At 71.8% G+C, this 19,815-nt stretch carries 18 protein-coding genes and 1 pseudogene; 15 read left to right on the top strand and 4 right to left on the bottom strand.

What is annotated here, in order from left to right; translation table 11 throughout:
• Positions 1-100 precede the first annotated feature (100 nt).
• The 3 genes from EF387_RS00465 to EF387_RS00455 all read left to right on the top strand — a co-directional run bounded on the left by EF387_RS00465 (position 101) and on the right by EF387_RS00455 (position 3,459).
• Positions 101-1,312 carry a serine hydrolase domain-containing protein gene (locus tag EF387_RS00465; protein WP_128374434.1) on the top strand — a complete coding sequence of 404 codons (1,212 nt, stop codon included), beginning with the start codon at positions 101-103 and terminating at the stop codon, positions 1,310-1,312.
• A gap of 75 nt (positions 1,313-1,387) precedes the next feature.
• Positions 1,388-2,875: an MFS transporter gene (locus tag EF387_RS00460; RefSeq protein ID WP_128374433.1), complete on the top strand. Its 1,488-nt coding sequence runs from the start codon at positions 1,388-1,390 to the stop codon at positions 2,873-2,875.
• A complete protein-coding gene (locus EF387_RS00455; protein ID WP_128374432.1) occupies positions 2,872-3,459 on the top strand; it encodes a TetR/AcrR family transcriptional regulator in 588 nt (195 codons plus the stop codon). The genes EF387_RS00460 and EF387_RS00455 overlap by 4 nt, the downstream gene beginning before the upstream one ends.
• A gap of 34 nt (positions 3,460-3,493) precedes the next feature.
• On the opposite strand, the gene EF387_RS00450 is transcribed toward EF387_RS00455, so the two are convergent.
• Positions 3,494-4,426, bottom strand: a complete 933-nt coding sequence (locus EF387_RS00450) for a LysR family transcriptional regulator (protein WP_128374431.1) — start codon at positions 4,424-4,426, stop codon at positions 3,494-3,496.
• A 70-nt stretch (positions 4,427-4,496) separates the two neighbouring features.
• Between EF387_RS00450 and EF387_RS00445 the strand changes: the two genes are divergently transcribed.
• Genes EF387_RS00445 through EF387_RS00435 form a run of 3 tightly spaced genes read left to right on the top strand, consistent with a single transcriptional unit; the run spans position 4,497 to position 6,842 of the window.
• Positions 4,497-5,447: an NAD-dependent epimerase/dehydratase family protein gene (locus tag EF387_RS00445; protein ID WP_128374430.1), complete on the top strand. Its 951-nt coding sequence runs from the start codon at positions 4,497-4,499 to the stop codon at positions 5,445-5,447.
• 13 nt (positions 5,448-5,460) lie between these two features.
• Positions 5,461-6,351, top strand: coding sequence for an aldo/keto reductase (locus EF387_RS00440; RefSeq protein ID WP_128374429.1), 891 nt, complete (start codon positions 5,461-5,463; stop codon positions 6,349-6,351).
• Positions 6,352-6,395: 44 nt separating this feature from the next.
• Positions 6,396-6,842, top strand: coding sequence for a hypothetical protein (locus tag EF387_RS00435; RefSeq protein WP_238431267.1), 447 nt, complete (start codon positions 6,396-6,398; stop codon positions 6,840-6,842).
• A gap of 145 nt (positions 6,843-6,987) precedes the next feature.
• On the opposite strand, the gene EF387_RS00430 is transcribed toward EF387_RS00435, so the two are convergent.
• The 3 genes from EF387_RS00430 to EF387_RS47905 all read right to left on the bottom strand — a co-directional run bounded on the left by EF387_RS00430 (position 6,988) and on the right by EF387_RS47905 (position 10,384).
• Positions 6,988-7,779 (bottom strand): DeoR/GlpR family DNA-binding transcription regulator, encoded by a 792-nt coding sequence (locus EF387_RS00430; protein ID WP_128374428.1) that lies wholly within the window; start codon positions 7,777-7,779, stop codon positions 6,988-6,990.
• An 89-nt stretch (positions 7,780-7,868) separates the two neighbouring features.
• Positions 7,869-8,921 carry a 4-hydroxythreonine-4-phosphate dehydrogenase PdxA gene (pdxA, locus tag EF387_RS00425; protein WP_238431266.1) on the bottom strand — a complete coding sequence of 351 codons (1,053 nt, stop codon included), beginning with the start codon at positions 8,919-8,921 and terminating at the stop codon, positions 7,869-7,871.
• Positions 8,918-10,384, bottom strand: a complete 1,467-nt coding sequence (locus EF387_RS47905; protein ID WP_238431265.1) for a four-carbon acid sugar kinase family protein — start codon at positions 10,382-10,384, stop codon at positions 8,918-8,920. Before EF387_RS47905 ends, pdxA begins: the two co-directional genes overlap by 4 nt.
• Before the next feature lie 244 nt (positions 10,385-10,628).
• Here EF387_RS47905 and EF387_RS00410 point away from each other — a divergent pair, with 244 nt between their 5' ends.
• The 9 genes and pseudogenes from EF387_RS00410 to EF387_RS00370 form a co-directional block, all read left to right on the top strand.
• Complete coding sequence (locus tag EF387_RS00410; RefSeq protein WP_128374427.1) at positions 10,629-12,218, top strand: ABC transporter substrate-binding protein; 1,590 nt, start codon at positions 10,629-10,631, stop codon at positions 12,216-12,218.
• Positions 12,219-12,221: 3 nt separating this feature from the next.
• On the top strand, positions 12,222-13,151 hold the full coding sequence (locus tag EF387_RS00405; RefSeq protein ID WP_128374426.1) for an ABC transporter permease: 930 nt from the start codon (positions 12,222-12,224) through the stop codon (positions 13,149-13,151).
• Positions 13,152-13,153: 2 nt separating this feature from the next.
• On the top strand, positions 13,154-14,050 hold the full coding sequence (locus EF387_RS00400) for an ABC transporter permease (protein ID WP_128374425.1): 897 nt from the start codon (positions 13,154-13,156) through the stop codon (positions 14,048-14,050).
• 3 nt (positions 14,051-14,053) lie between these two features.
• On the top strand, positions 14,054-14,908 hold the full coding sequence (locus tag EF387_RS00395) for an ABC transporter ATP-binding protein (RefSeq protein WP_128374424.1): 855 nt from the start codon (positions 14,054-14,056) through the stop codon (positions 14,906-14,908).
• Entirely contained in the window at positions 14,905-15,906 is a 1,002-nt protein-coding gene (locus EF387_RS00390) for an ABC transporter ATP-binding protein (RefSeq protein WP_238431264.1), read from the top strand. Before EF387_RS00395 ends, EF387_RS00390 begins: the two co-directional genes overlap by 4 nt.
• Positions 15,903-16,883, top strand: a complete 981-nt coding sequence (locus EF387_RS00385) for an aldo/keto reductase (protein ID WP_128374423.1) — start codon at positions 15,903-15,905, stop codon at positions 16,881-16,883. The genes EF387_RS00390 and EF387_RS00385 overlap by 4 nt, the downstream gene beginning before the upstream one ends.
• 86 nt (positions 16,884-16,969) lie before the next feature.
• Positions 16,970-17,764, top strand: coding sequence for an HpcH/HpaI aldolase family protein (locus tag EF387_RS00380; RefSeq protein WP_128374422.1), 795 nt, complete (start codon positions 16,970-16,972; stop codon positions 17,762-17,764).
• Complete coding sequence (locus tag EF387_RS00375; RefSeq protein ID WP_128374421.1) at positions 17,761-18,999, top strand: sialidase family protein; 1,239 nt, start codon at positions 17,761-17,763, stop codon at positions 18,997-18,999. The genes EF387_RS00380 and EF387_RS00375 overlap by 4 nt, the downstream gene beginning before the upstream one ends.
• A pseudogene (locus EF387_RS00370) lies at positions 18,996-19,793 on the top strand (phosphoglycerate dehydrogenase); the annotation flags it as partial. The gene EF387_RS00375 and the pseudogene EF387_RS00370, both read left to right, overlap by 4 nt.
• Between the last annotated feature and the right edge of the window lie 22 nt (positions 19,794-19,815).

The following is a 19,815-nucleotide window of genomic DNA, read 5'->3' as shown; positions in this document are numbered from 1 at the left end:
CCTGCGAAGAGTCGTCCGCCGCGCGGTGCGGTGCGCGGCGGACGACTCCGCACGCAAGCTCAACACCCGTACCGCGGACGGTACACGGGAGGAGAACCCGATGGTCTCGACAACGGTGGGCACCGGCAGGGCGGGCACGACGCTCGGTGCGACAGTGGCGGCGGTGCTGTCCCTGTCCGCGGTACCGGCGCAGGCCGCGCCTGCGATTCCGAAAGTGCCGGTGGTTCCCGGGACCACGGCCGCCCCCGCGGCGCAACTGCCCGCGCCCGACCTCGACGGGCTCGGCACGGTGCTGCGCAAGGCACTGGCCGGGGGAGCCCCGGGAGTGATGGCGCGGATCGACGACACCGGCAAGGTCTCCACCGTGCACGGCGGCGTCGCCGACAGGGCCACCAGGCGCGCCATGACCGCCGACCACCGCTTCCGGGCCGGCAGTATCACCAAGACGTTCAGCGCCGTGGTGCTGCTGCAACTGGTCGACCGGGGCAAGCTGAGACTCGACGCCTCCGTCAACGCCTACCTGCCCGGACTGCTGCCCGACCAGCGCATCACGGTCCGTCATGTGCTGAGCCACCGCAGCGGTCTGTACGACTACACCAACGACATGTTCGCGCAGAGCGTGCGCGGCTTCGAGGCCGTACGGAACAAGGTCTTCACCTACCGGCAGTTGGTGAACCTCTCACTGAGGAAGCCGCGGACCAACGCGCCCGGCGCCGCCTTCGCGTACTCCAACACCAACTTCGTCGTGGCCGGACTGCTCATCGAGAAGCTCACCGGGCGAACCGTCGCCCAGGAGTACGCCACCCGCATCATCAAACCGCTGAAGCTCGCCGACACCTTCTACGTGCACCCGAAGACCGCCATTCCGGGGAAGCACGCCAAGGGCTACCTCAGGTCCGACGTGGCGGGCTCCGCACCGGTCGACGCCACCAGGCAGACCCTGTCCTGGGCACAGAGCGCGGGCGCGGTCATCTCCAGCCCCAAGGACCTCAACACCTTCTACTCCGCGCTGGCGGGCGGCCGCCTGATGTCGGCCGCCCGGCTGAAGGAGATGAAGCAGTGGAAGAAGACGAGCAGCACGCAGGCCTACGGTCTCGGGCTGCGCAGCCGCCGGCTGTCCTGCGGCATCTCGGTGTACGGGCACACCGGCGCCGTCCAGGGCTATTACACGTACGCCTTCACCTCGACCGACGGACGGCGCAGCCTCACCGCCGTCGCCAACACCTCCAACAACGCCACCGTGCTGAACACCCTGGCCGGAACGCTGGAAAAGGCGTTCTGCGGCAGGAGCGGCAGCGGCAGCGGAAAGTAGGTGAATGACGATTCACCACGTAGTTGAGGTATGGTGAATCGTCATTCACCTGAAAATCGGACCTCTGGAGCGGCCATGGCGTCCGTGCCGTCATCCGACCCCCCGATACCCGGGTCCGGCCGGCGCGGGCGTCCGCGTCAACGCCTGACCGTGCCGGTGCTCGCCTTCGGCGGGATCGTGATGGCCGTCACGCAGACCGTGGTGGTGCCGCTGCTGCCGGACCTTCCGCGGCTGACCGGCGCCTCCGCGGGCACGGTGTCCTGGATGGTGACCGCCACGCTGCTCACCGGCGCGGTGCTGACTCCCGTGCTCGGGCGGGCCGGGGACATGTACGGAAAGCGGCGCGTCCTGCTGATCGCGCTCGCGTTGATGACCGTCGGCTCGGGGATCTGCGCCCTCACCTCCGACATCCGACTGCTCATCGCGGCCAGGGCACTGCAGGGCGCCTCGGCGGCCGTCGTACCGCTGTCGATCAGCATCCTGCGCGACGAACTCCCGCCGGAGCGCACCGGATCGGCGGTCGCCCTGATGAGTTCCACCGTCGGCATCGGCGCCGCCCTGGGCCTGCCGCTCGCCGCGCTGATCGTGCAGTACGCCGACTGGCACGCCATGTTCTGGGCCACCGGCGCGCTCGGTGCCCTGGGCCTGGCTCTCCTCTGGTGGGCGGTACGCGAGTCCCCGGTGAAACAGCCCGGCCGCTTCGACATCCTCGGCGCGTTCGGCCTGGCCGCCGGTCTGGTGTTTCTGCTGCTCGGCGTGTCGCAGGGCGGCCAGTGGGGCTGGACGAGCCCGCGCGTCCTCGCCCTGTTCGCCGGCGCCGCCGTCGTTCTCGCGCTGTGGTGGCGGCAGCAACTGGGCGCCGCGCGGCCCCTGGTCGACCTGCGCCTCGCGACTCGGCCCCGGATCGCGTTGCCGCATCTGACCGCCCTCCTCGTCGGATTCGGCTTCTACGCCAACACCCTCCTCACCGCCCAGCTGGTGCAGGCGCCCCCGGCGACCGGCTACGGCCTCGGGCTGAGCATCGTGGCGACCGGCCTGTGTCTGCTGCCCGGCGGAGTGACCATGCTGTTGTTCTCCCCGCTGTCGGCCCGTATGTCGATGGCCCGCGGCCCGCGCGTGACGCTGGCCCTCGGCGCGGCCGTCATCGTCCTCGGATACGTCGTGCGCATCGCCGACAGCCGTGACCTGTGGGTCATCGTCCTGGGCACCGCGGTCGTCGCGACGGGCACCACCCTCGCCTACTCGGCCCTGCCCACCCTGATCCTGCGCGCGGTACCGGCCGGGCAGACCGCATCCGCGAACGGCGTCAACGTCCTGATGCGGACCATCGGGCAGGCCGTGTGCAGCGCCGCCGTCGCCGCGGTCCTGGTGCGCCACACCAGTCTCGTCGGCGGCGCGCCGGTACCGACGCTGCACGGCTACCAACTGGCGTTCGCGATGGCGGGCTCCGTGGCGCTGGTGGCCTGCGCCGCGGCCCTCGCCATACCCCGCGACCACGCGCCCGCGAAAGCGGGCGAGACCCGGAAGCGGTCCGACCCGGACAGGGAACTCGAAGGAACATGACCGACAAGCCCACCCCCTCCGCCGCGACCCCGTCCGCGCGCCGCGACGCCGAGACGACGAAGGCGGCGATCCTCCGAGCCGCCCGCCACCTGCTGGCCCGGCATGCCCACGCCGACATCACCCTCAAGGCCGTGGCCGAACGGGCCGGAGTGAGCCCGCCGTTGATCCTCAAGTACTTCGGCAACAAGGACGCGCTCTTCGCCCGCGTGATGTCCTTCGAGGCCGACGCCGACGCCCTGCTGGACGCACCGCTCGAGGAACTCGGCCGGCACATGGTCCGTCATGTGGTGACAAGCCAGCGCGAGCGGGGCGTGGACCCGATCTTGCGCATCGTCTTCGCCCCGCTCCAGGGCGAACAGGGCGACACCCTGCGCACCAACTTCCGCACCCAGGTGACCGCACGCCTCACCGCACGCCTCACCGGCCCCGACGCCGCACTGCGCGCGGAACTGGCGGTGAGCACCCTGCTCGGCCTCGGCGTGATGTACGGCATCGCCCGCGGCCCGAGGATACGGTCGGCCGGGATCGAGGAGATCGTGGACCGCTGCGCACCCGCGGTGCAGGTCCATCTCACGCCGTCGTGAGCCGCCCGAGGGCGGGTTGACGAGTTGACCACCGTCAGCCGTGGCCCGGGCCCCGGTGCATGTTCGGTTCGCCGTCGAGTTCCTGCGCGCCGAGGGCCTCCACCAGCGTCGCGACCCGGGGATCGCGGCGGCCGCCGCGCGTGGCGACGCCGATGTGCCGGGCCGGGCCCGGGGGCTCGATGGCCACCGCGCGCAGGCCCGGCAGGTCCGGGGTGAGTGCGATGGACGGGATCAGTGAGACTCCGACGCCCGCGGCGACGAGCGACCGCGCGAAGAAGTAGTCCGTCGTGCTGCCCCGCACCAGCGGGTCGAACCCGGCGCGTTCGGCGTAACGCCGCAGATACGCCTCGGTCTTGAGGCAGCCGAGTACCCAGGGTTCGGCGGCGAGTTCGGCGAGGCCCACCCGGTCGCGGTCGGCCAGTCGGTGGCCTTCGGGCAGGACCACGTACAACGGGTCGTCCAGCAGGGCCGTCCACCTCACGCCGGGATTCTCGCCGGTCCGACCCGGCAGCGGGCCGTCGAAGTGGTAGGCGAGCGCCAGGTCCACGACACCCTGCCGGACCAGCGGCAGGCTGCCTTCCGGCTCGGCCTCCACGACATGGAGTTCGGTGTCCGGGTGCGTGGCGGTCAGCCGGGCGAATGCAGCGGGCAGCAGCAGCCGGCCACCACTGGTGAAGGTGGCGACGGTGAGCTTCGTCCGGCCCGTGTCGAGCCGCTCGACCTGCCGTCTGGCGTGCTCCAGCTCCGCGTTGACCGACTCGGCTGCCTCTACCATGATCCGTCCGGCCTCGGTCAGCGTGACCCCGCGGGTGCTGCGCGCCACGACCTTGCTGCCGAGGCTCCGTTCCAGCGCCGCCACCTGTTGCGAGACGGCCGACGGTGTGATGAGCAGGGCTGTCGCCGCCCGGTTGAAGCTGCCGTGCTCCGCCACGGCCCGCAGTATCCGCAACCGCTGGAGATCGATCAACAGTTTTCCTTAATACGTGTGCAGCAAGCCGACACTTCTGCTGAAGACGATAGGTGGTCAGAGTGGAGCCATGCCAACCATCTGCGTCATCGGCGGCAGCCGGTACTTCGGAAAGCTCCTGGTCCGACGTCTGCACGCCGCCGGACACCGGGTCACCGTCGTCAACCGGGGTTCCAGTCCGCCGCCCCCGGGCGTCGAGCATCTCGTCGCCGACCGCGACGACGCCGTCGCCCTCACAACCGCCCTCGGATCGCGCAGCTTCGACGTGGTCGTGGACCAGGTCTGCTACACCCCCGCGCAGGCCGCCGTCGCCGCCCGGGTCTTCGGCGACCGCGCCCGTCGTTACGTCATGACCTCCACGATCGAGGTGTACGACCCGGCCACCGCCGCCGTGCCGGAGATCCGGCGCGGCGTCCCCGTGACCGAGGAGAGCGTCGACCCCGGGGCGTGGCCGGTACGGATGGAACTGCCCTGGCGCGACGAGGCGTTCCGCGAAGCCCACTACGCCGAGGGCAAACGCCAGGCGGAGGCAGTCCTCGCCCGGGACGGCCGCCTCGAGTTCGCGTCCGTGCGCAGCGCCCATGTCCTCGGCGGTGGCGCGCAGGAGTTCACCCGACGCCTGGCGTACTACGTCGAACGCGTCGTGCGCGGCGCGGAGATCCCCGTCCACGCCGATGTGCTGCCCACGGTGTTCATCGAACACCGGGAGCTGGCCGACGTGCTGCTGTGGGCGGCCACCGCCACCGACTTCACGGGCCCGGTCAACGCCTGCTCGGACGGACTGCTCGACGTGCGCGAGCTGGCCGGCGCGATCGCCGCGCGGACCGGGCGCGAGCCGGTCTACCGGACCGTCGCCGACGGGGAGGAGGCCTCGCCCTTCTCCTTCGACCGCTACTACGCCATGAGCAACGCCCGCGCGACGAGCCTGGGTTTCCGTTTCTCCCGCACGACGGACTGGCTGCCCGCCGCCATCGCCGAAGCCCTCGCCCAGTCCGTCCCCGCCACCCTTCCGGCCACCTGAGGAACCGCCGACCATGCGCTACCGCACCATCGCCGACACCACCGTCAGCGCCATCGGTCTCGGCGCGATGCCGCTGTCCATCGAGGGCCGCCCGGACGAGGACCGGGCCGTCGCCACCGTGCACGCCGCCCTCGACGCGGGCGTCACGCTCATCGACACCGCCGACAGCTACCACTGGCACGCCGGCGAGAGGGGCCACAACGAACTCCTCGTCGCCCGCGCCCTGGCCCGCTACGGAGGCGACACCTCCGGGGTCCTCGTCGCCACCAAGGGCGGCCGGGGCCGGCCGGGCGACGGCAGCTGGACGGTCACCGGCAGCCCCGAACACCTCAAGAGCGCGGCCGAGGCCTCCTTGCGGCGACTCGGCATCGAGGCGATCGGCCTCTACCAGCTGCACAAGCCCGACCCGACGGTGCCCTGGGCCGACTCCGTCGGCGCGCTGCGTGACCTGCTCGACGCCGGGAAGATCCGCGCGGCGGGCATCTCCAACGTGACCACCGACCAGATCCGCGAGGCACACGCGATCCTCGGCGACGGGCTCGTCTCCGTGCAGAACCAGTACTCGCCCGCCGTCCGCGACTTCGAGTCGGAGTTGCGGCTCAGCACGGAACTCGGCCTGGCCTTTCTCCCGTGGAGCCCGCTCGGCGGCATCTCCCGCAGCTCCCTCGACGGCCCGTCCGGACCGACCTCCTCCGGCACGGCCTTCCACCGCGTCGCGGCCGAGCGGGGAGTGAGCCCGCAAGCGGTCGCCCTGGCCTGGCTGCTGGCCCGTTCCCCGGCGGTGATCCCGGTGCCGGGGGCCAGCCGCCCGGAGTCCGTCCACGACTCGGCCCGGGCCACCGAACTCGACCTGAGCACGGAGGAGCTGACCTTGCTCGGTGACTCACTGCCGGGATCAGGGTGAGACGGCTCTGGCCGCACTGATCAGCTGAGGTCCAGCGGTCGTCCGTGGACAGGAAGGCGAGCGCCTCGGCTGACGGAGTGGTCCATGTCGGCAGCGAGGACGGCAACCTGTACGCGGCAGGTGAGCAGCATCCGCAGCGCAGTCACTGCACGAAGATGAGTCGCGTGAACAGCCCTTCTGAACACGAAGCCGTTGTGGCCCGCTTGTGGCAGGAACACCTGCGCGCGACCTTCCCCGCCGGCCTGCGCGGTGCCGAGCGGGCAGGCATCGACATGGTGTTGCTTGACGCCGGCATCGCCGGGTGCGTCTCCACCTGGCAAAACAACGGTGGCGTTCTCGACTCAGAGCGCCACCGGATCTTGCGCGACTGCATCGCAGACCTAGGCCAGGTCCTGCCGTTACTCAACGAAGCAGAGGACTTCCGCTACTTCCAGCGCCTGCGTCAGCTGGCTCAACTCGTGTCGGACACTGGCTCACAACCCACCAGTTGAAACGACGTCTTACAGGGCCACGACCACCCCGACACCCTCACCGACGTTCATGCTCGTCCTGCGGCCGATCGCGGGCGCGACGGCCAGGCGCGCCGCAGGCTGATCCCGCGCCCGGCGGCGTCCGTCGGCCGACCGTGGGCGTGCGTCAGCCGACCGTGAGTGGCTCCGGCTCCGTCAGGATCGTGGTGACCCCACGGGCGCGCAGGTCATCGAGGACGCCCGGGTCGGCGGAGTCGTCCGTCACCAGGGTCCAGCCCTTCGCGAGGGAGGCCCAGGCGTGAAAGGGCCGGCGGCCCAGCTTCCCCGCGTGCGCGAGGACGTACACGTGCTCCGAGCGCCGGGCCATCAGCTCCTTCAGCCGGGTCTGCCGCAGGTCGGCCTCGCAGATGCCGAGTTCGGGGGCGATACCGTCCGTGCCCAGGAACACCCGGTCGAACGTCATCCTCTCCAGGGCCGCCTCGGTCAGCGGCCCCACGAACCCCTGGCTCAGCGGGCGCAACGTACCGCCGAGACACTCGAGGTGGATGGACTCCACGTCGGAGAGCGCCTGCAGCGTCGTCAGCCCGGTGGTGACCACCGTGATGTCCTTCGCGGTGCGCAGTTCGTGGGCGAGCGCTCCCACCGTGGAGCCCGCGTCCAGCAGCAGCGTCTCACCCGGCCGCACCTGCCTGGCGGCCCAGCGGGCGATGGCCTGTTTGGCCTCGAACGCCTCACCCGTGCGCTGCCGCAGCGACGCCTCGGGATGCGCCGCCAGCGCCATCGCACCGCCGTAGGTGCGCGCGAGCCGTCCGTCCGTGGTGAGTTTCGCCAGATCACGACGGATGGTGGAGGCCGTCACGCCGAACAGCTGGGAGAGTTCTTCGACGCTCGCCAGACCCGTGGTCGTGGCGAGGTGGACGATCCGGTCACGCCGGGCCTTCGATCCGATCGCAGACATCAGTCTTCTGTCCTCTGGTGTCTCGTGTCATGCCGGCCTGCCCTGCCTACGGCCTGACGAACACAGGTGATCACGGATGGTCACGGGGGTCAACGGACGGCCGGAGCGGTCGACATCTCGGCGGCCTGGCGCAGGGCCTCGACCATGCTACCGGCGTCGGCACGCCCCGTACCTGCGATGTCGAACGCAGTGCCGTGATCCACCGACGTACGGATCACCGGCAGTCCCACCGTCAGATTGACCCCAGTCTCGATGCCGAGGACCTTCACCGGACCGTGCCCCTGGTCGTGGTACATCGCCACGATCAGGTCGTAGTCGCCGCGTGAGGCGAGGAAGAACGCGGTGTCGGCGGGGAGCGGGCCCCGGGCGTCGATGCCGTCGGCACGCAACGCGCGCAGAGCCGGGACGATCTTCGCCTCCTCCTCGCCGTAGCCGAACAGGCCGTTCTCGCCGGCGTGCGGGTTGATACCGCAGACCCCGATCACCGGGTCCGCCACTCCCGCGCGGACCATCGCCTCGTGCCCCCGGCGCACGGTGCGCTCGACGAGCCCGGGCTCGATCCGCTGGACGGCGTCGAGCAACCCGACGTGGGTGGTGACATGAATGACCTTCACCTTGGGGGTGGACAGCATCATCGACACCTCGTCGACCCCGGTGAGGTGGGCGAGGAGTTCGGTGTGGCCGGGAAAGCGGTGGCCGGCCGCGTGCAGGGCCTCCTTGTTCAGGGGTGCGGTGCAGATTCCGTGCACGTCGCCGCGGAGCGCGAGGTCCGCGGCGACGCGTATGTAGTGGTACGCGGCATCACCCGCCCTGGCCGACAACTCGCCCCACGGCAGATCGGCGGGGAGCAGACCGAGGTCGATGACATTGATGCGGCCCGGGGAGAACTCCGCCCGGGCCGGGTCCGCGACCGCGACGACCGTGCAGTCGACACCGAGGATGCGGGCCGCCTGGCGCAGCCGTTCGGCGTCGCCCACGACCACCGGGCGGCAGTCGCGCAGTGTTTCGGGGTGGAGCAGCGCCGGGACGATGACCTCCGGCCCGATGCCGGCGCCGTCGCCCATGGTCACCGCGATGACCGGGAGCACACGGCCGTTGGAGCCGGACTGCTCGGCGGGGGTTGCGGTGGGAGCTGCGTTCACAGGGCTTCTCCTCCAGGGATGGATGGCACGAGAGGCACGGGCGCGGGCACGTGCGCGGGTACGCGTTCCGGGTCGGGGCGCAGCGCGCGCGTGATGCGCAGAAGGGAGTCGGTTTCGCCGTGGCTGCCCGGACGGGTGACCACGGAGCGGCCGTCGGGCGTTCGGGAGTGGACGGCGCCATGGTGGATCTGCCCGACGGGCTCGAGCCGGGTGACACCGAGCGCGTCCAGCACACGGCGCGCGGTCTCCCCGCCGGTCAGCACGAGATCGGTGTCGTAGGCGACTTCGGCCACCGTACGGGCGAGTCCGGCCACCAGGGAGCCGGCGGCGGCGGGGTCGACCGGGGTGCCGGAGGCGATGCTGACGACGGTGACGCCGGGCCGTTCGAGTACGAGCAGCAACTGGGCGAGGGTGTCGGCCGGAACCGGGCACCGACGGGTGAGATGGCGTGCGGGCAGCGGTATGTGGTGCGCGCCGAAGGCAACGAGCTGCGCGATCTGCGCAGCTGCGGTGGGTTCGGCGGTACCGACGACGACCAGCACCGGCCGGTCCGCCACCGGACGTCCGGACGGCTGGTGCACAGCGGCACAGCCGCACGGCGGCTCGACCGCGGCACCGGCCGGCGGGCGGTCCGCCCCGCCATCGGCGCCCCACCGGTCGGCCTCGGCGCCAACGGCGGACCGGCTCCGCTGGGCCGCCATCGCCGAACGGATCCGCCCGGAACGCAGGGTGGACCGGTCCGCCATGACACCGCAGCAGTCGGAGAAGGCGTCCACCCGCCCGGCCCACCGCCCGAGTGCCGCCGCGAGTCCGCCCGCTCCCAGCAGCCGTACGTCGGGGCCGAGTTCGAGCGCGGCGCGGGTGATGGCGTCGAGGTCCGCGTCGGTCTCCGCGTCGCACACCGGATGGCGTCCCCGGGCGAGCAGTTCCCGCAGGCGGTCGGTGAGCGCGCCGCGTACGTCGGAGAGGGGCACCGGCGCGGTCGGCAGATCGCCGAGGGCCCCGGCGATCGACCCCGGCGCGGTGCGCGGCTCCGCGCGCCAGGCCTCCGTGGCGTGCAGCGGGACACCCCGCAGATGGACGACGCCGTCGCGCACGGTGCGGCCGAGGGCGGGCACCGCCGGCGCGATCACCACTCCCTCGGCGCTCGCCGCGTACGCGGCGGTCTCGGCGGCGACGTTGCCCCGTAACAGAGAGTCGGCCTTCTTGAAGAGCACCACGCCGTCCCCGCCGGCGCACACCGCGGACCGCACCGCGTACGCCGCCGCCCGGGGCGGCAGCCGCCGGCTGTCCAGGTCGAGCACCACCGCCTCGCCGAAGGCGGGCCGCGCGTCATGGGCGGGACGCAGCAGGATGCGGCCGGGCAGGCGGAGGGCAGCCGCCGTCTCCGCCGCCCCGGACAGGTCGTCCGCCAGGGCGAGTACGCGGCGTGGTGTGCGATCGCTGCGGCTGATCAGGGACACGGGTACCTCCTCGGGGCATCCCCGTTGGTCGTCCGTCATCGATGATGACACGTCTTGCGTGATTCGCGCGAGACCTCTTGCGCACTTCGCGCAATCGTGCCAACTTCTTCGGCGCGACACCCTGTTCGTCGCCCGCCGGCCCGGATCCCCCGACCGGGCCGGCCCGACGGCCGGACCGTCCCTTCCGACGGGAGGGAACGAGGACGGCAGGACCCGGTCGCACCGGAACGCGAGAAGGTCGACGATGACCCCAACTCCCCAGAGAGCACTCCCCGAAAGCGAACGGTTGGGCCGTCGCACCCTGTTACGCGGGTGCGCCCTCGGCGCGGCGGGCATCGCCCTCGGCCCCCTGTCCGCCTGCGCCGGACCCACCGGCGCCCCCGGTCCCGGCACGCTCACCCTGGGACTGAACCGCTCCCTGGTCAGCCTGGACAACAAGCTCAACCAGTTCGACGCGGCGGTCACCGTCCAGCGCGCGGTACGGCAGGCCCTCACCCGCATCGGCCCCGGAATGCGGCCGGAACCGATCCTCGCCGACCGCTTCGAGATGACCGGTCCCACCGCCTGGACGGTCCGGCTGCGCGACGGCGTCCGCTACTCCGACGGCAGCCCGGTCACCATCGAGGACGTGACGACCGCGCTGGAGATGTACAGCAAGGTCAACGGCTCCTTCCTGCTGGGCCTGTTCCCCGAACTGCCCGCCGTGGAGCCGGTGGACGAGCGCACCTTCCTCCTGCGTACCGAACGGCCCGTGCCCGTCCTGGACCGGCTGATGGCCAACATCCACATCACCCCGGCCGCCGCCAACAAACCCGAGGAACTGCAGAGCGGTGTGGGCTCGGGCCCGTACCGCGTCGTCCGGGCCGACAGCGGCGCCGGCGAGTACACCCTGGCCCGCAACACCCGTTACTGGGGCCCGCGTCCGCACCTGGACACCGTCCGGGTCCGCTTCGTGCCCGAGGAGTCCAGCAGGGTGATCGCCCTTCGCAGCGGCGAGTTGGACGTCATCGACACGATCACCCCCGACTCCGCCGAGCAGCTCACCGGCCTGCCCGGCGTCACCGTCCAGAAGACCTCCGGTGTCCGCATCTGCCAGCTGTTCTACAACTTCCGCAAAGGCCGGGGGCACCCGCTCGCCGACGCCCGCGTCCGCCACGCCCTCACCTACGCCGTCGACGGCGAGTCGCTGGTCCGCGACGTCCTCACCGACTCCGCCGAACAGGCCCGTGGCGTGGTGCCGCTCGCCATCGAGGGCGCCGTGCGCACCGGCTCGTACACCTACGACCCCCGCCGCGCGAAGTCCCTGCTGAAGTCGCTCGGCGCCACGGACCTGCGCGTCAGAATCATCTGGGAATCGGGGGAGTTCGCCGGTGACGCCTCGGTCATGGAGGCCGTGGCCGGCATGCTCCAGGACATCGGCGTCCGCGTCCGCCTCCAGCAGTTCCAGCCCGGCGGCGACATCCTGAAATGGCGTCAGGGGCGCGCGGGCGACTGGGACGTCATCGGCAACGGCTACCCCGGCACCACAGGCCAGGCCCTCACCTCCCTCCAGGGCATGTACGGCGGCACGGCCGAGAAGGAACGCACCCGCGACACCTACATGGGCTATGTCGTCCCGCGCGTCCAGCGGCAGCTGTCTGCCGCCGCCACGGAAGCCGACGCCCGGGAGCGCGACAGGCAACTGGCCGCCGTACAGCACGCGATCTGGGACACCTGGCCCAGCCTGTGGGCGTTCGCCCCCAAGACCCTGCTGGCCCGCCGTGACCGGGTGCACGACCTGAACCTGCTGAGGCTCAACGCCTACGACCTGTCCACCGTACGGCTGGAGGGCTGAGTCATGGCCGCCTATCTCGCCCGGCGTATCGGCCAGAGCCTGCTCACCGTCTTCCTCACCCTCACCACGGTCTTCCTGCTGGTCCGCCTCGCCCCCGGCGACCCGGCCGCCGCCTACGCCCCGCCCACCGCGAGCAGTGCCGACCTCCAGCGCATCCGCGCGCAGTTCGGCCTCGACGGACCGCTGATCACCCAGTACGGGATCTTCCTGCGGGACCTGTTCACCGGGGACCTCGGCACCAGCTACTCCTTCCGCGCCCCGGCCTTCGACGTGGTCATGGACCGGATGCCGTACACCATCACCCTCGCGGTCTCCGCGATCGCCGTCACCACCGTGATCGCGGTACCGCTGGGTGTGTGGATGGCCAGGCGGGCCGACACCAAACGGGAGTTGGGCGCCAATGTGCTGACCATCGCCGGCCAGTCGATGCCCGACTTCTGGACCGGCGTGATGCTGCTGACCGTCTTCGCCGTACTGGTCCCGGTGCTGCCCGCCTCCGGATTCACCTCCTGGAGCGGTCTGGTCCTGCCGACGGTCACCGTGGCGATCCTCCAACTCGCCCTGGTCTCCCGGCTGGTACGCCGTGAGATGACGGTCGCGCTGGCCGCCCCGTACACCACCGTGGCCCGCTCCCGCGGAGTCTCCGAACGGGCCCTGGCCTGGCGCTACGGACTGCGCAACTCGGCCGTTCCGCTGCTCACCGCACTGGGCACGCGCTTCGCGGCCCTGCTGAACGGTGTCGTGGTCGTGGAGGTCGTCTTCGGCTGGCCCGGCGTCGGCTCGCTCGTCGTCCGCGCCCTGGCCACCCGCGACTACCCGCTGATCCAGGCGACGGTGGTGGTGACCGCCACCCTCGCGATCCTCGTCCAACTCATCGTCGACCTCGCCTACCCGCTGCTCGACCCACGGGTACGTCTCGGAAAGGCGGCCTGAGCATGACCACCACGGCACTCAAGCCCGGGCGGCCCAGCGCCGTCACCGCGCGCGACCTCGCCCGCGCCACCGCCACCCGGCAGCAACGCGGCGCCCGCTTCAAACTGTGGGCCGGTGCCGTGTGCACGGCCCTCGTCGTCCTGCCCGTCGCCCTCGCGAGCCTGCTGCCGCTGCCCGACCCGGACGGCCAGGACCTGTCCCGGCGCCGACTGCCGCCGCTGAGCGCGGACCATCTCCTCGGCACCGACCAACTCGGCCGCGATCTGCTCTCCCGCATCCTGCACGGCGGCCAGGTCTCCCTGACGGTCGGTGTCCTCGCCGTCGCCGTCTCCGGGCTGATCGGCATCGTGGCCGGATCGGCGGCCGGGTTCTTCGGCGGCTGGGCCGACGCGGTCGTCTCCCGCTTCCTGGAGGCCCAGCTCGCGCTGCCCCTGCTGATGATGCTCCTCCTCGTCGTCGCCCTGTTCGGGCCCTCGGTCACCGTCATCACCGTTGTGATCGCCTGCGCCCAGTGGCCGGAGGTGGCCCGGCTGACGCGTTCGCTGGTGCTGGTCGAGCGGGAGAAACCGTACGTCGCCGCCGCCCGCGTCCTCGGACTGCGCGGCCGCCAGGTCCTGGCGCGGCACGTCATCCCCAACGTCGTACGCCCGGCCGGCCTGGTGGTGCTGCTGCTGCTCGCCCAGGCCGTACTGCTGGAGAGCGCGCTGAGTTACCTCGGCGCGGGCCCGCAGCGGCCGTTCGCGACCTGGGGACGGATCATCTCCGACGGACAGGCCTACATCACCACCTCGTGGTGGCTGGTGACCCTGCCCGGCCTGGTCATCGCCCTGCTCGTGGTCGGGGTGAACCTGATCGGCGACGGGCTGCGGGACCGCACGCGGCGCCGGAAGGGAGCGTGACCCATGTCTGAGGAAACGTCCCTGCTGGACGTGGACGAGCTGCAGATCGAACTGATCACCGCGAACGGTGTCGTACGGGCGGTCGACGGCGTCAGCTTCACCGTCGGCCGCGGTGAGACCGTCACCCTCATCGGAGAGTCCGGCTCCGGCAAGTCGACGACCGCGATGGGCGTGCTGCGACTGCTGCCCGAAGGGCTCGCCGTGTGCTCCGGCAGCGTACGCATCGCGGGGCGGGACGTCATCGCCGATCCCGGCGCCGCGCCCGCGGTCCGCGGCCGTACCGTCTCGCTGATCCCCCAGGCCCCGATGACCGCGCTGAGCCCGGTGCACTCCATCGGCCGTCAGCTGGGCGGGGCGATCCGGCTGTGCCACCCCGAACTGTCCAGGGCCGAGGCCCGCGACAGGGGGACCGAACTGCTGGCCCAGGTGCGCATCAGCAAGCCGGAGACCCGCTGGAAGGCGTATCCGCACCAGTTCTCCGGGGGCATGCTCCAGCGCATCCTGATCGCGATCGCGCTGGCCGGGGAACCTCAGCTGCTGGTCGCCGACGAGCCCACCTCCGCGCTGGATGCCACGGTGCAGGCGAGCGTCCTCGATCTGCTCATGGAACTTCAGGAACGCACCGGTGTCGGGATGCTGATGATCACGCATGACCTCGGGGTGGCACGGCTGGTGTCCGACCGTATCCACGTCATGAAGGACGGCCGGTTCGTGGAGTCGGGCCCGGCCGAACAGATCGTCCGGCGGCCCGCGGAGCCGTACACCCGCGATCTCCTCGCCGCCGTGCCCCGGCTGGGCGCCTGGGACGAGGACGGTGAAGGGCACACCGAACCCGCCGTCCAGGGAGCAGCCTCATGACCGACCCCAAGACCCCCTCCGGCACCGACCCCAAGACCCCCTACGGCACCGAGGCCAGGCCCACCTACGGCACCGAGGCCAGGCCCACCTCCGGCACCGACCCCACGACCACCTCCGGCACCGAGGCCAGGCCCACCTCCGGCACCGACCCCACGACCACCTCCGGCACCGAGGTCACGACCGACCCGGTGCTCCTCTCCGTCGAGGACCTGACCGTCGAGTACGCCACCCACGACGGTCCGTTCCGCGCCGTCGACCGGATGAGCTTCCGGATCGAGCGTGGCGGTTCGCTGGCGGTGGTCGGCGAGTCGGGCTGCGGCAAGTCCACCCTCGCCCGCGCCCTCGTACGGCTGCTCAAACCCGTCTCCGGCCGGATCGTGCTCGACGGCACGGACATCGCGGCCCTGCCCGAGCGGCGGCTCCGCCCGCTGCGGCGCCGGGTGCAGATGGTGTTCCAGGACCCCTACGGCTCCCTCGACCCGCATCTGACCGCCCAGCAGATCGTCGCCGAACCACTGCGCCTGGCCGGGGTCGTCGGCCGCGCCGAACGCGCCCGCCGCGCCGCCGAGCTGATCGAGCAGGTCGGGCTGCCGTCCGCCGCGCTGACGCGCCGGCCCTCCGACTTCTCCGGCGGGCAGCAGCAGCGTATCGGCATCGCCCGTGCCCTCGCCTCCCGCCCCGAACTGCTCGTCTGCGACGAGGCGACCTCCGCCCTCGATGTCTCCGTACAGGCCCATGTGCTGAACCTCCTACGCGAGTTGCAGGCCGAGACGGGCATCGCGTACCTCGTCATCGCGCACAACCTCGCCGTCGTACGGGAGATCAGCACCGACGTGGTGGTGATGCGGGCGGGCCGAACCGTCGAGACCGGCCCCACCGCCGCCGTACTCGCCTCACCCGCCGACCCCTACACCCGCGCACTGCGCCGCGCCGCACTCGACCCCACCGCCATCCACGGGGTGAAACCCCGTCGCGTCCCGGAAGGAAGCACCACGTGACCATCGGCCTCGACCTGCCGAACATCCCCGTCCCGCTCTCCCGGCTGGTCCTCGGCACCATGACCTTCGGCGACACCGTCGACCGCGCGGGCGCCGCCGCCATGCTGGACGCGGCACTGGACGCGGGCATCACCGGCGTCGACACCGCCAACGGGTACGCGGGGGGCGAGAGCGAGCGCCTCCTCGGCGAACTGCTGCCCGGCCGCCGCGACCGCGTCGTCCTGGCCACCAAGGTGGGCATACCCCACTCCGACCAGGGCGACAACGCGCCGCTGTCCGCCGCCGGCTTGCGCGCCTGCCTCGACGGCAGCCTCAAACGTCTCGGCATCGACCACGTCGACCTGCTCTACCTCCACCAGCCCGACCGCGCGACCCCGATCGCCGAAACCCTGGTCACCGTCGCCGAACTCGTCATCGAGGGGAAGGTCCGCGCGCTCGGCGTGTCCAACTACGCGGCCTGGCAGATCGCCCTGCTGACACGCATGGCCGACCAGGTCGGCGCGCCCCGCCCCGTCGTGGCCCAGCAACTGCACAACCTGCTCGCGCGCCGCATCGAGGAGGAGTACGTCGAGTACGCGGCCGTCACCAAGCTGCCCACCATGGTCTACAACCCGCTGGCCGGCGGCTTGCTGACGGGCCGTCACCACTTCGGCGCGGAGCCCGGACACGGCCGCTTCGGTGACTCACGGCTGGCCGCCATGTACCGCCAACGCTACTGGGACGAGCGGCCGTTCGGCGCGGTGGAAGAACTGGCCGGGGTCGCCGACGGCGCGGGCATCCCACTCACCGACGTGGCACTGCGCTGGCTCCTCGACCGCCCCTCAACCGGCGCACTCCTGCTCGGCGGCTCCAGCCTCACGCATCTGCTCGCCAATATCCGTGCCGCCGAGGCCGGGCCACTGCCCGACGAGGTGACCGCGGCCTGTGACGAGATCGGCGCCCGGCTGCGCGGCCCGATGCCCGCCTACAACCGTTGACCCGTGCAACACCCACTGCCGAGTGAGCCAACGGGACACAGCCGCCCCCGAGGCGAACCGAGCCCAGAAACAAGGAGCCACCCCCCATGTCCGCCGCCCCCGGAACGGCAGCCGCCTTCGCCACCGCGCTCCGCGGCCGTGAACCACTCGTCGGCTACTGGTGCGTCCTGGACGCGCCGGTCGCCACCGAACGCCTCGCCCGCCTCGGCTACGACTACATCGCCCTCGACGCCCAGCACGGCCTCATCGGGTACGCGGGCGTGCTCGCCTCGCTCACCGCGATCGACACCCGGGGTTCCACCGCCGTCGGACTCGTCCGCGTCGAGGCCAACGACCCCTCACCGATCGGCAAGGCCCTGGACGCGGGCGCCGCCGGAGTCATCGTGCCCCTGATAGACACCGCGCGGGACGCGGCCGACGCGGTCGCCGCCGTGCGCTACCCACCGCTGGGCCGCCGCTCGTACGGCCCGATGCGCTCCGGGTTGCGGATCGGCCCCAACCCGGCCGACGCGCACCGGCAGACCGTCGTGCTGGCCATGATCGAGACGGCCGAGGGGCTCGCCAACGTCGAGGAGATCTGCGCCACCGAGGGCCTCGACGGCGTCTACATCGGCCCGTCCGACCTGCGGATCGCGCTCGGCGGCGCCACCTCCACGGACCCCGCCGTCGCCGCCGAGTTCGAGGCCGCGCTGGAGACCGTACGCAAGACGGCGGCCGCCGCCGGCATCGCCGCGGGCATCCACAACCCCGACGGCGCGAGCGCGGCCAAACGCCTCGCCGAAGGCTTCACCTTCGCCACGGTGGCCTGCGACCTCGTCCATCTGGAGCAGGCCGCGGCGGGCCATCTGACCGCGGCCCGAGCGGTGGGGGAGGCACGATGACGAGCGAAACACTCGGGCCGCTCACACCGGTGGCCGACGGCGTCGTACGGCCTCTCGCCGGTCAACGCGGCCGCTGGGAAGCCCGACTGACCGCCCCCGCAGTGCAGAACCACGCCGCCAATCTCACCGTACTGCCCGGCGGAGACCTCGCCTGCGTCTGGTTCGCGGGCACGCTGGAGGGAGTCGCCGACATCTCCGTGTGGTTCTCCCGGCTCGCAGCGGACTCGGAAGTCTGGACCGACCCGGTCCGGCTCTCCGCGGACCCCACCCGCTCGGAGCAGAACCCACTGCTCTTCCCCGCCCCCTCCGGCGAACTGTGGCTGCTGCACACCGCCCAACTCGGGGGCCGACAGGAGACCGCCGAGGTGCGGCTGCGCGTCAGCGCCGACAACGGCGCCACCTGGGGCCCCTCCCGCACGGTGTTCCCGGGCGGCATCTTCGTCCGCCAGCCGATCGTGGAACTCCCCGGCAGCGGGCGGCTGCTGCTGCCCGTCTTCCGCTGCCTGACAGCACCCGGAACGCCCTGGACGGGGGACCGGGACACCAGCTCGGTGCTGATCAGTCACGACGGCGGAAGCACCTGGCGCGAGCGTCCGGTACCCGCTTCAACAGGACTCGTCCACATGAACATCCGCGCCCTGCCCGACGGTTCACTGCTCGCCCTGTTCCGCAGCCGCCGCGCCGACGCCGTGCACCGCAGCGTGTCCTACGACGAGGGGGAGACCTGGAGCGAGCCGGAGCCGCTGGCTCTGCCGAACAACAACTCCTCGATCCAGTACGCCGTGTTGGACGACGGCGGGCTCGCCCTCGCGTACAACCACAGCAGCAGGGACGACGCGGTCGGGCGCCGTGTGTCGCTCTACGACGACATACCCGACAGCCCCGACAGCCCCCACACCGCCGACACGGGCGGCGGGACGGCGGGCGCGGGCGGAGCCGGCGGCGGGCACCGGACTCCCTCGGGTGACGCCTTCTGGGGCGCTCCCCGTGCCCCGCTCAGCCTCGCCCTCTCCTCCGACGGCGGCCGCACCTGGCCCTTACGCCACGACCTGGAGACCGGCGACGGCCACTGCCTCACCAACAACTCCCGTGACGGCCTCAACCGGGAACTCTCCTACCCATCCATCACCCAGACCCCCGACGGCAGCCTGCACCTCGCGTACACACACCACCGGCGCACCATCACCTATGTACGTCTGAGCCCGAGCTGGACCGATCGGGAGTTCCCCGTATGACGGCTCCGTCCCGCGCCACGACCCTCATCACCACCCCCACCTTCGCCCGCCACGCTCCCGAACCCTGGCAGATCCTCGAGTCCGCCGGGGCCGGTCCGTCACGCCCGTACGAGGACACCGCCCTGCCCGCGCGGGAGTTACGCCTGTGGATCACCGAGGCGGACGCACTGATCGTCGGCATGGACCTGATCACGGCGGAGGTGATGGACGCGGCACGGCGGCTCAAGGTCATCGCCAAGCACGGCGCCGGAGTCGACACCATCGACCTAGCCGCCGCGCGGGCCCGGGGCATCCGTGTCGTCTGCGCACCGGGCAGCAACTCCCGTGCCGTGGCCGAGTACACCTTCGGTCTGATCCTCGCCGCCGCACGCGGCATCGCCGCCTCGCACCAACAGGTCGCGCAGGGAGGGTGGCCCAAGCTGTTCGGTCCCGAACTGGCCGGCGGGACCCTCGGCGTGATCGGATTCGGCAGGATCGGACGGCTGCTCGCGGGTTGCGGTGCGGCATTCGGCATGACGATCCTCGCCCACGATCCGTACGTGGACGAAACCCCGGGGGCCGAACGGGCGGGCCTGACGGAACTGCTCGCCCGCGCCGACGTCGTCAGCCTGCATCTGCCGGCCGACCCGGCGGCGGGACCGCTGCTCGACGAGCGGCGGCTGACGGCCATGAAGCCCGGCGCCCTCCTCGTCAACGCGGCCCGCGGCGGCCTCGTCGACGAACACGCGCTGGCCGTGCTGCTGACGGAGGGCCGGCTCGGCGGTGCCGCGCTGGACGCCTTCGCCCATGAGCCACTGCCCCCCGACAGTCCGCTGC

Source organism: Streptomyces cavernae, from assembly GCF_004023625.1.
Classification (GTDB): domain Bacteria; phylum Actinomycetota; class Actinomycetes; order Streptomycetales; family Streptomycetaceae; genus Streptomyces; species Streptomyces cavernae.
Note: the sequence above shows the minus strand (reverse complement) of the source record. Positions and strands in the feature narration are given on the sequence as shown.

Coding starts and splice junctions, on each gene's coding strand:
- EF387_RS00465 (WP_128374434.1), top strand. CDS start 101: ATGGTCTCGACAACGGTGGGCACCGGCAGGGCGGGCACGACGCTCGGT.
- EF387_RS00430 (WP_128374428.1), bottom strand. CDS start 7,779: ATGTCTGCGATCGGATCGAAGGCCCGGCGTGACCGGATCGTCCACCTC.
- EF387_RS00440 (WP_128374429.1), top strand. CDS start 5,461: ATGCGCTACCGCACCATCGCCGACACCACCGTCAGCGCCATCGGTCTC.
- EF387_RS00390 (WP_238431264.1), top strand. CDS start 14,905: ATGACCGACCCCAAGACCCCCTCCGGCACCGACCCCAAGACCCCCTAC.
- EF387_RS00460 (WP_128374433.1), top strand. CDS start 1,388: ATGGCGTCCGTGCCGTCATCCGACCCCCCGATACCCGGGTCCGGCCGG.
- EF387_RS00400 (WP_128374425.1), top strand. CDS start 13,154: ATGACCACCACGGCACTCAAGCCCGGGCGGCCCAGCGCCGTCACCGCG.
- EF387_RS00395 (WP_128374424.1), top strand. CDS start 14,054: ATGTCTGAGGAAACGTCCCTGCTGGACGTGGACGAGCTGCAGATCGAA.
- EF387_RS00380 (WP_128374422.1), top strand. CDS start 16,970: ATGTCCGCCGCCCCCGGAACGGCAGCCGCCTTCGCCACCGCGCTCCGC.
- EF387_RS00405 (WP_128374426.1), top strand. CDS start 12,222: ATGGCCGCCTATCTCGCCCGGCGTATCGGCCAGAGCCTGCTCACCGTC.
- EF387_RS00410 (WP_128374427.1), top strand. CDS start 10,629: ATGACCCCAACTCCCCAGAGAGCACTCCCCGAAAGCGAACGGTTGGGC.
- EF387_RS00445 (WP_128374430.1), top strand. CDS start 4,497: ATGCCAACCATCTGCGTCATCGGCGGCAGCCGGTACTTCGGAAAGCTC.
- EF387_RS00455 (WP_128374432.1), top strand. CDS start 2,872: ATGACCGACAAGCCCACCCCCTCCGCCGCGACCCCGTCCGCGCGCCGC.
- EF387_RS00375 (WP_128374421.1), top strand. CDS start 17,761: ATGACGAGCGAAACACTCGGGCCGCTCACACCGGTGGCCGACGGCGTC.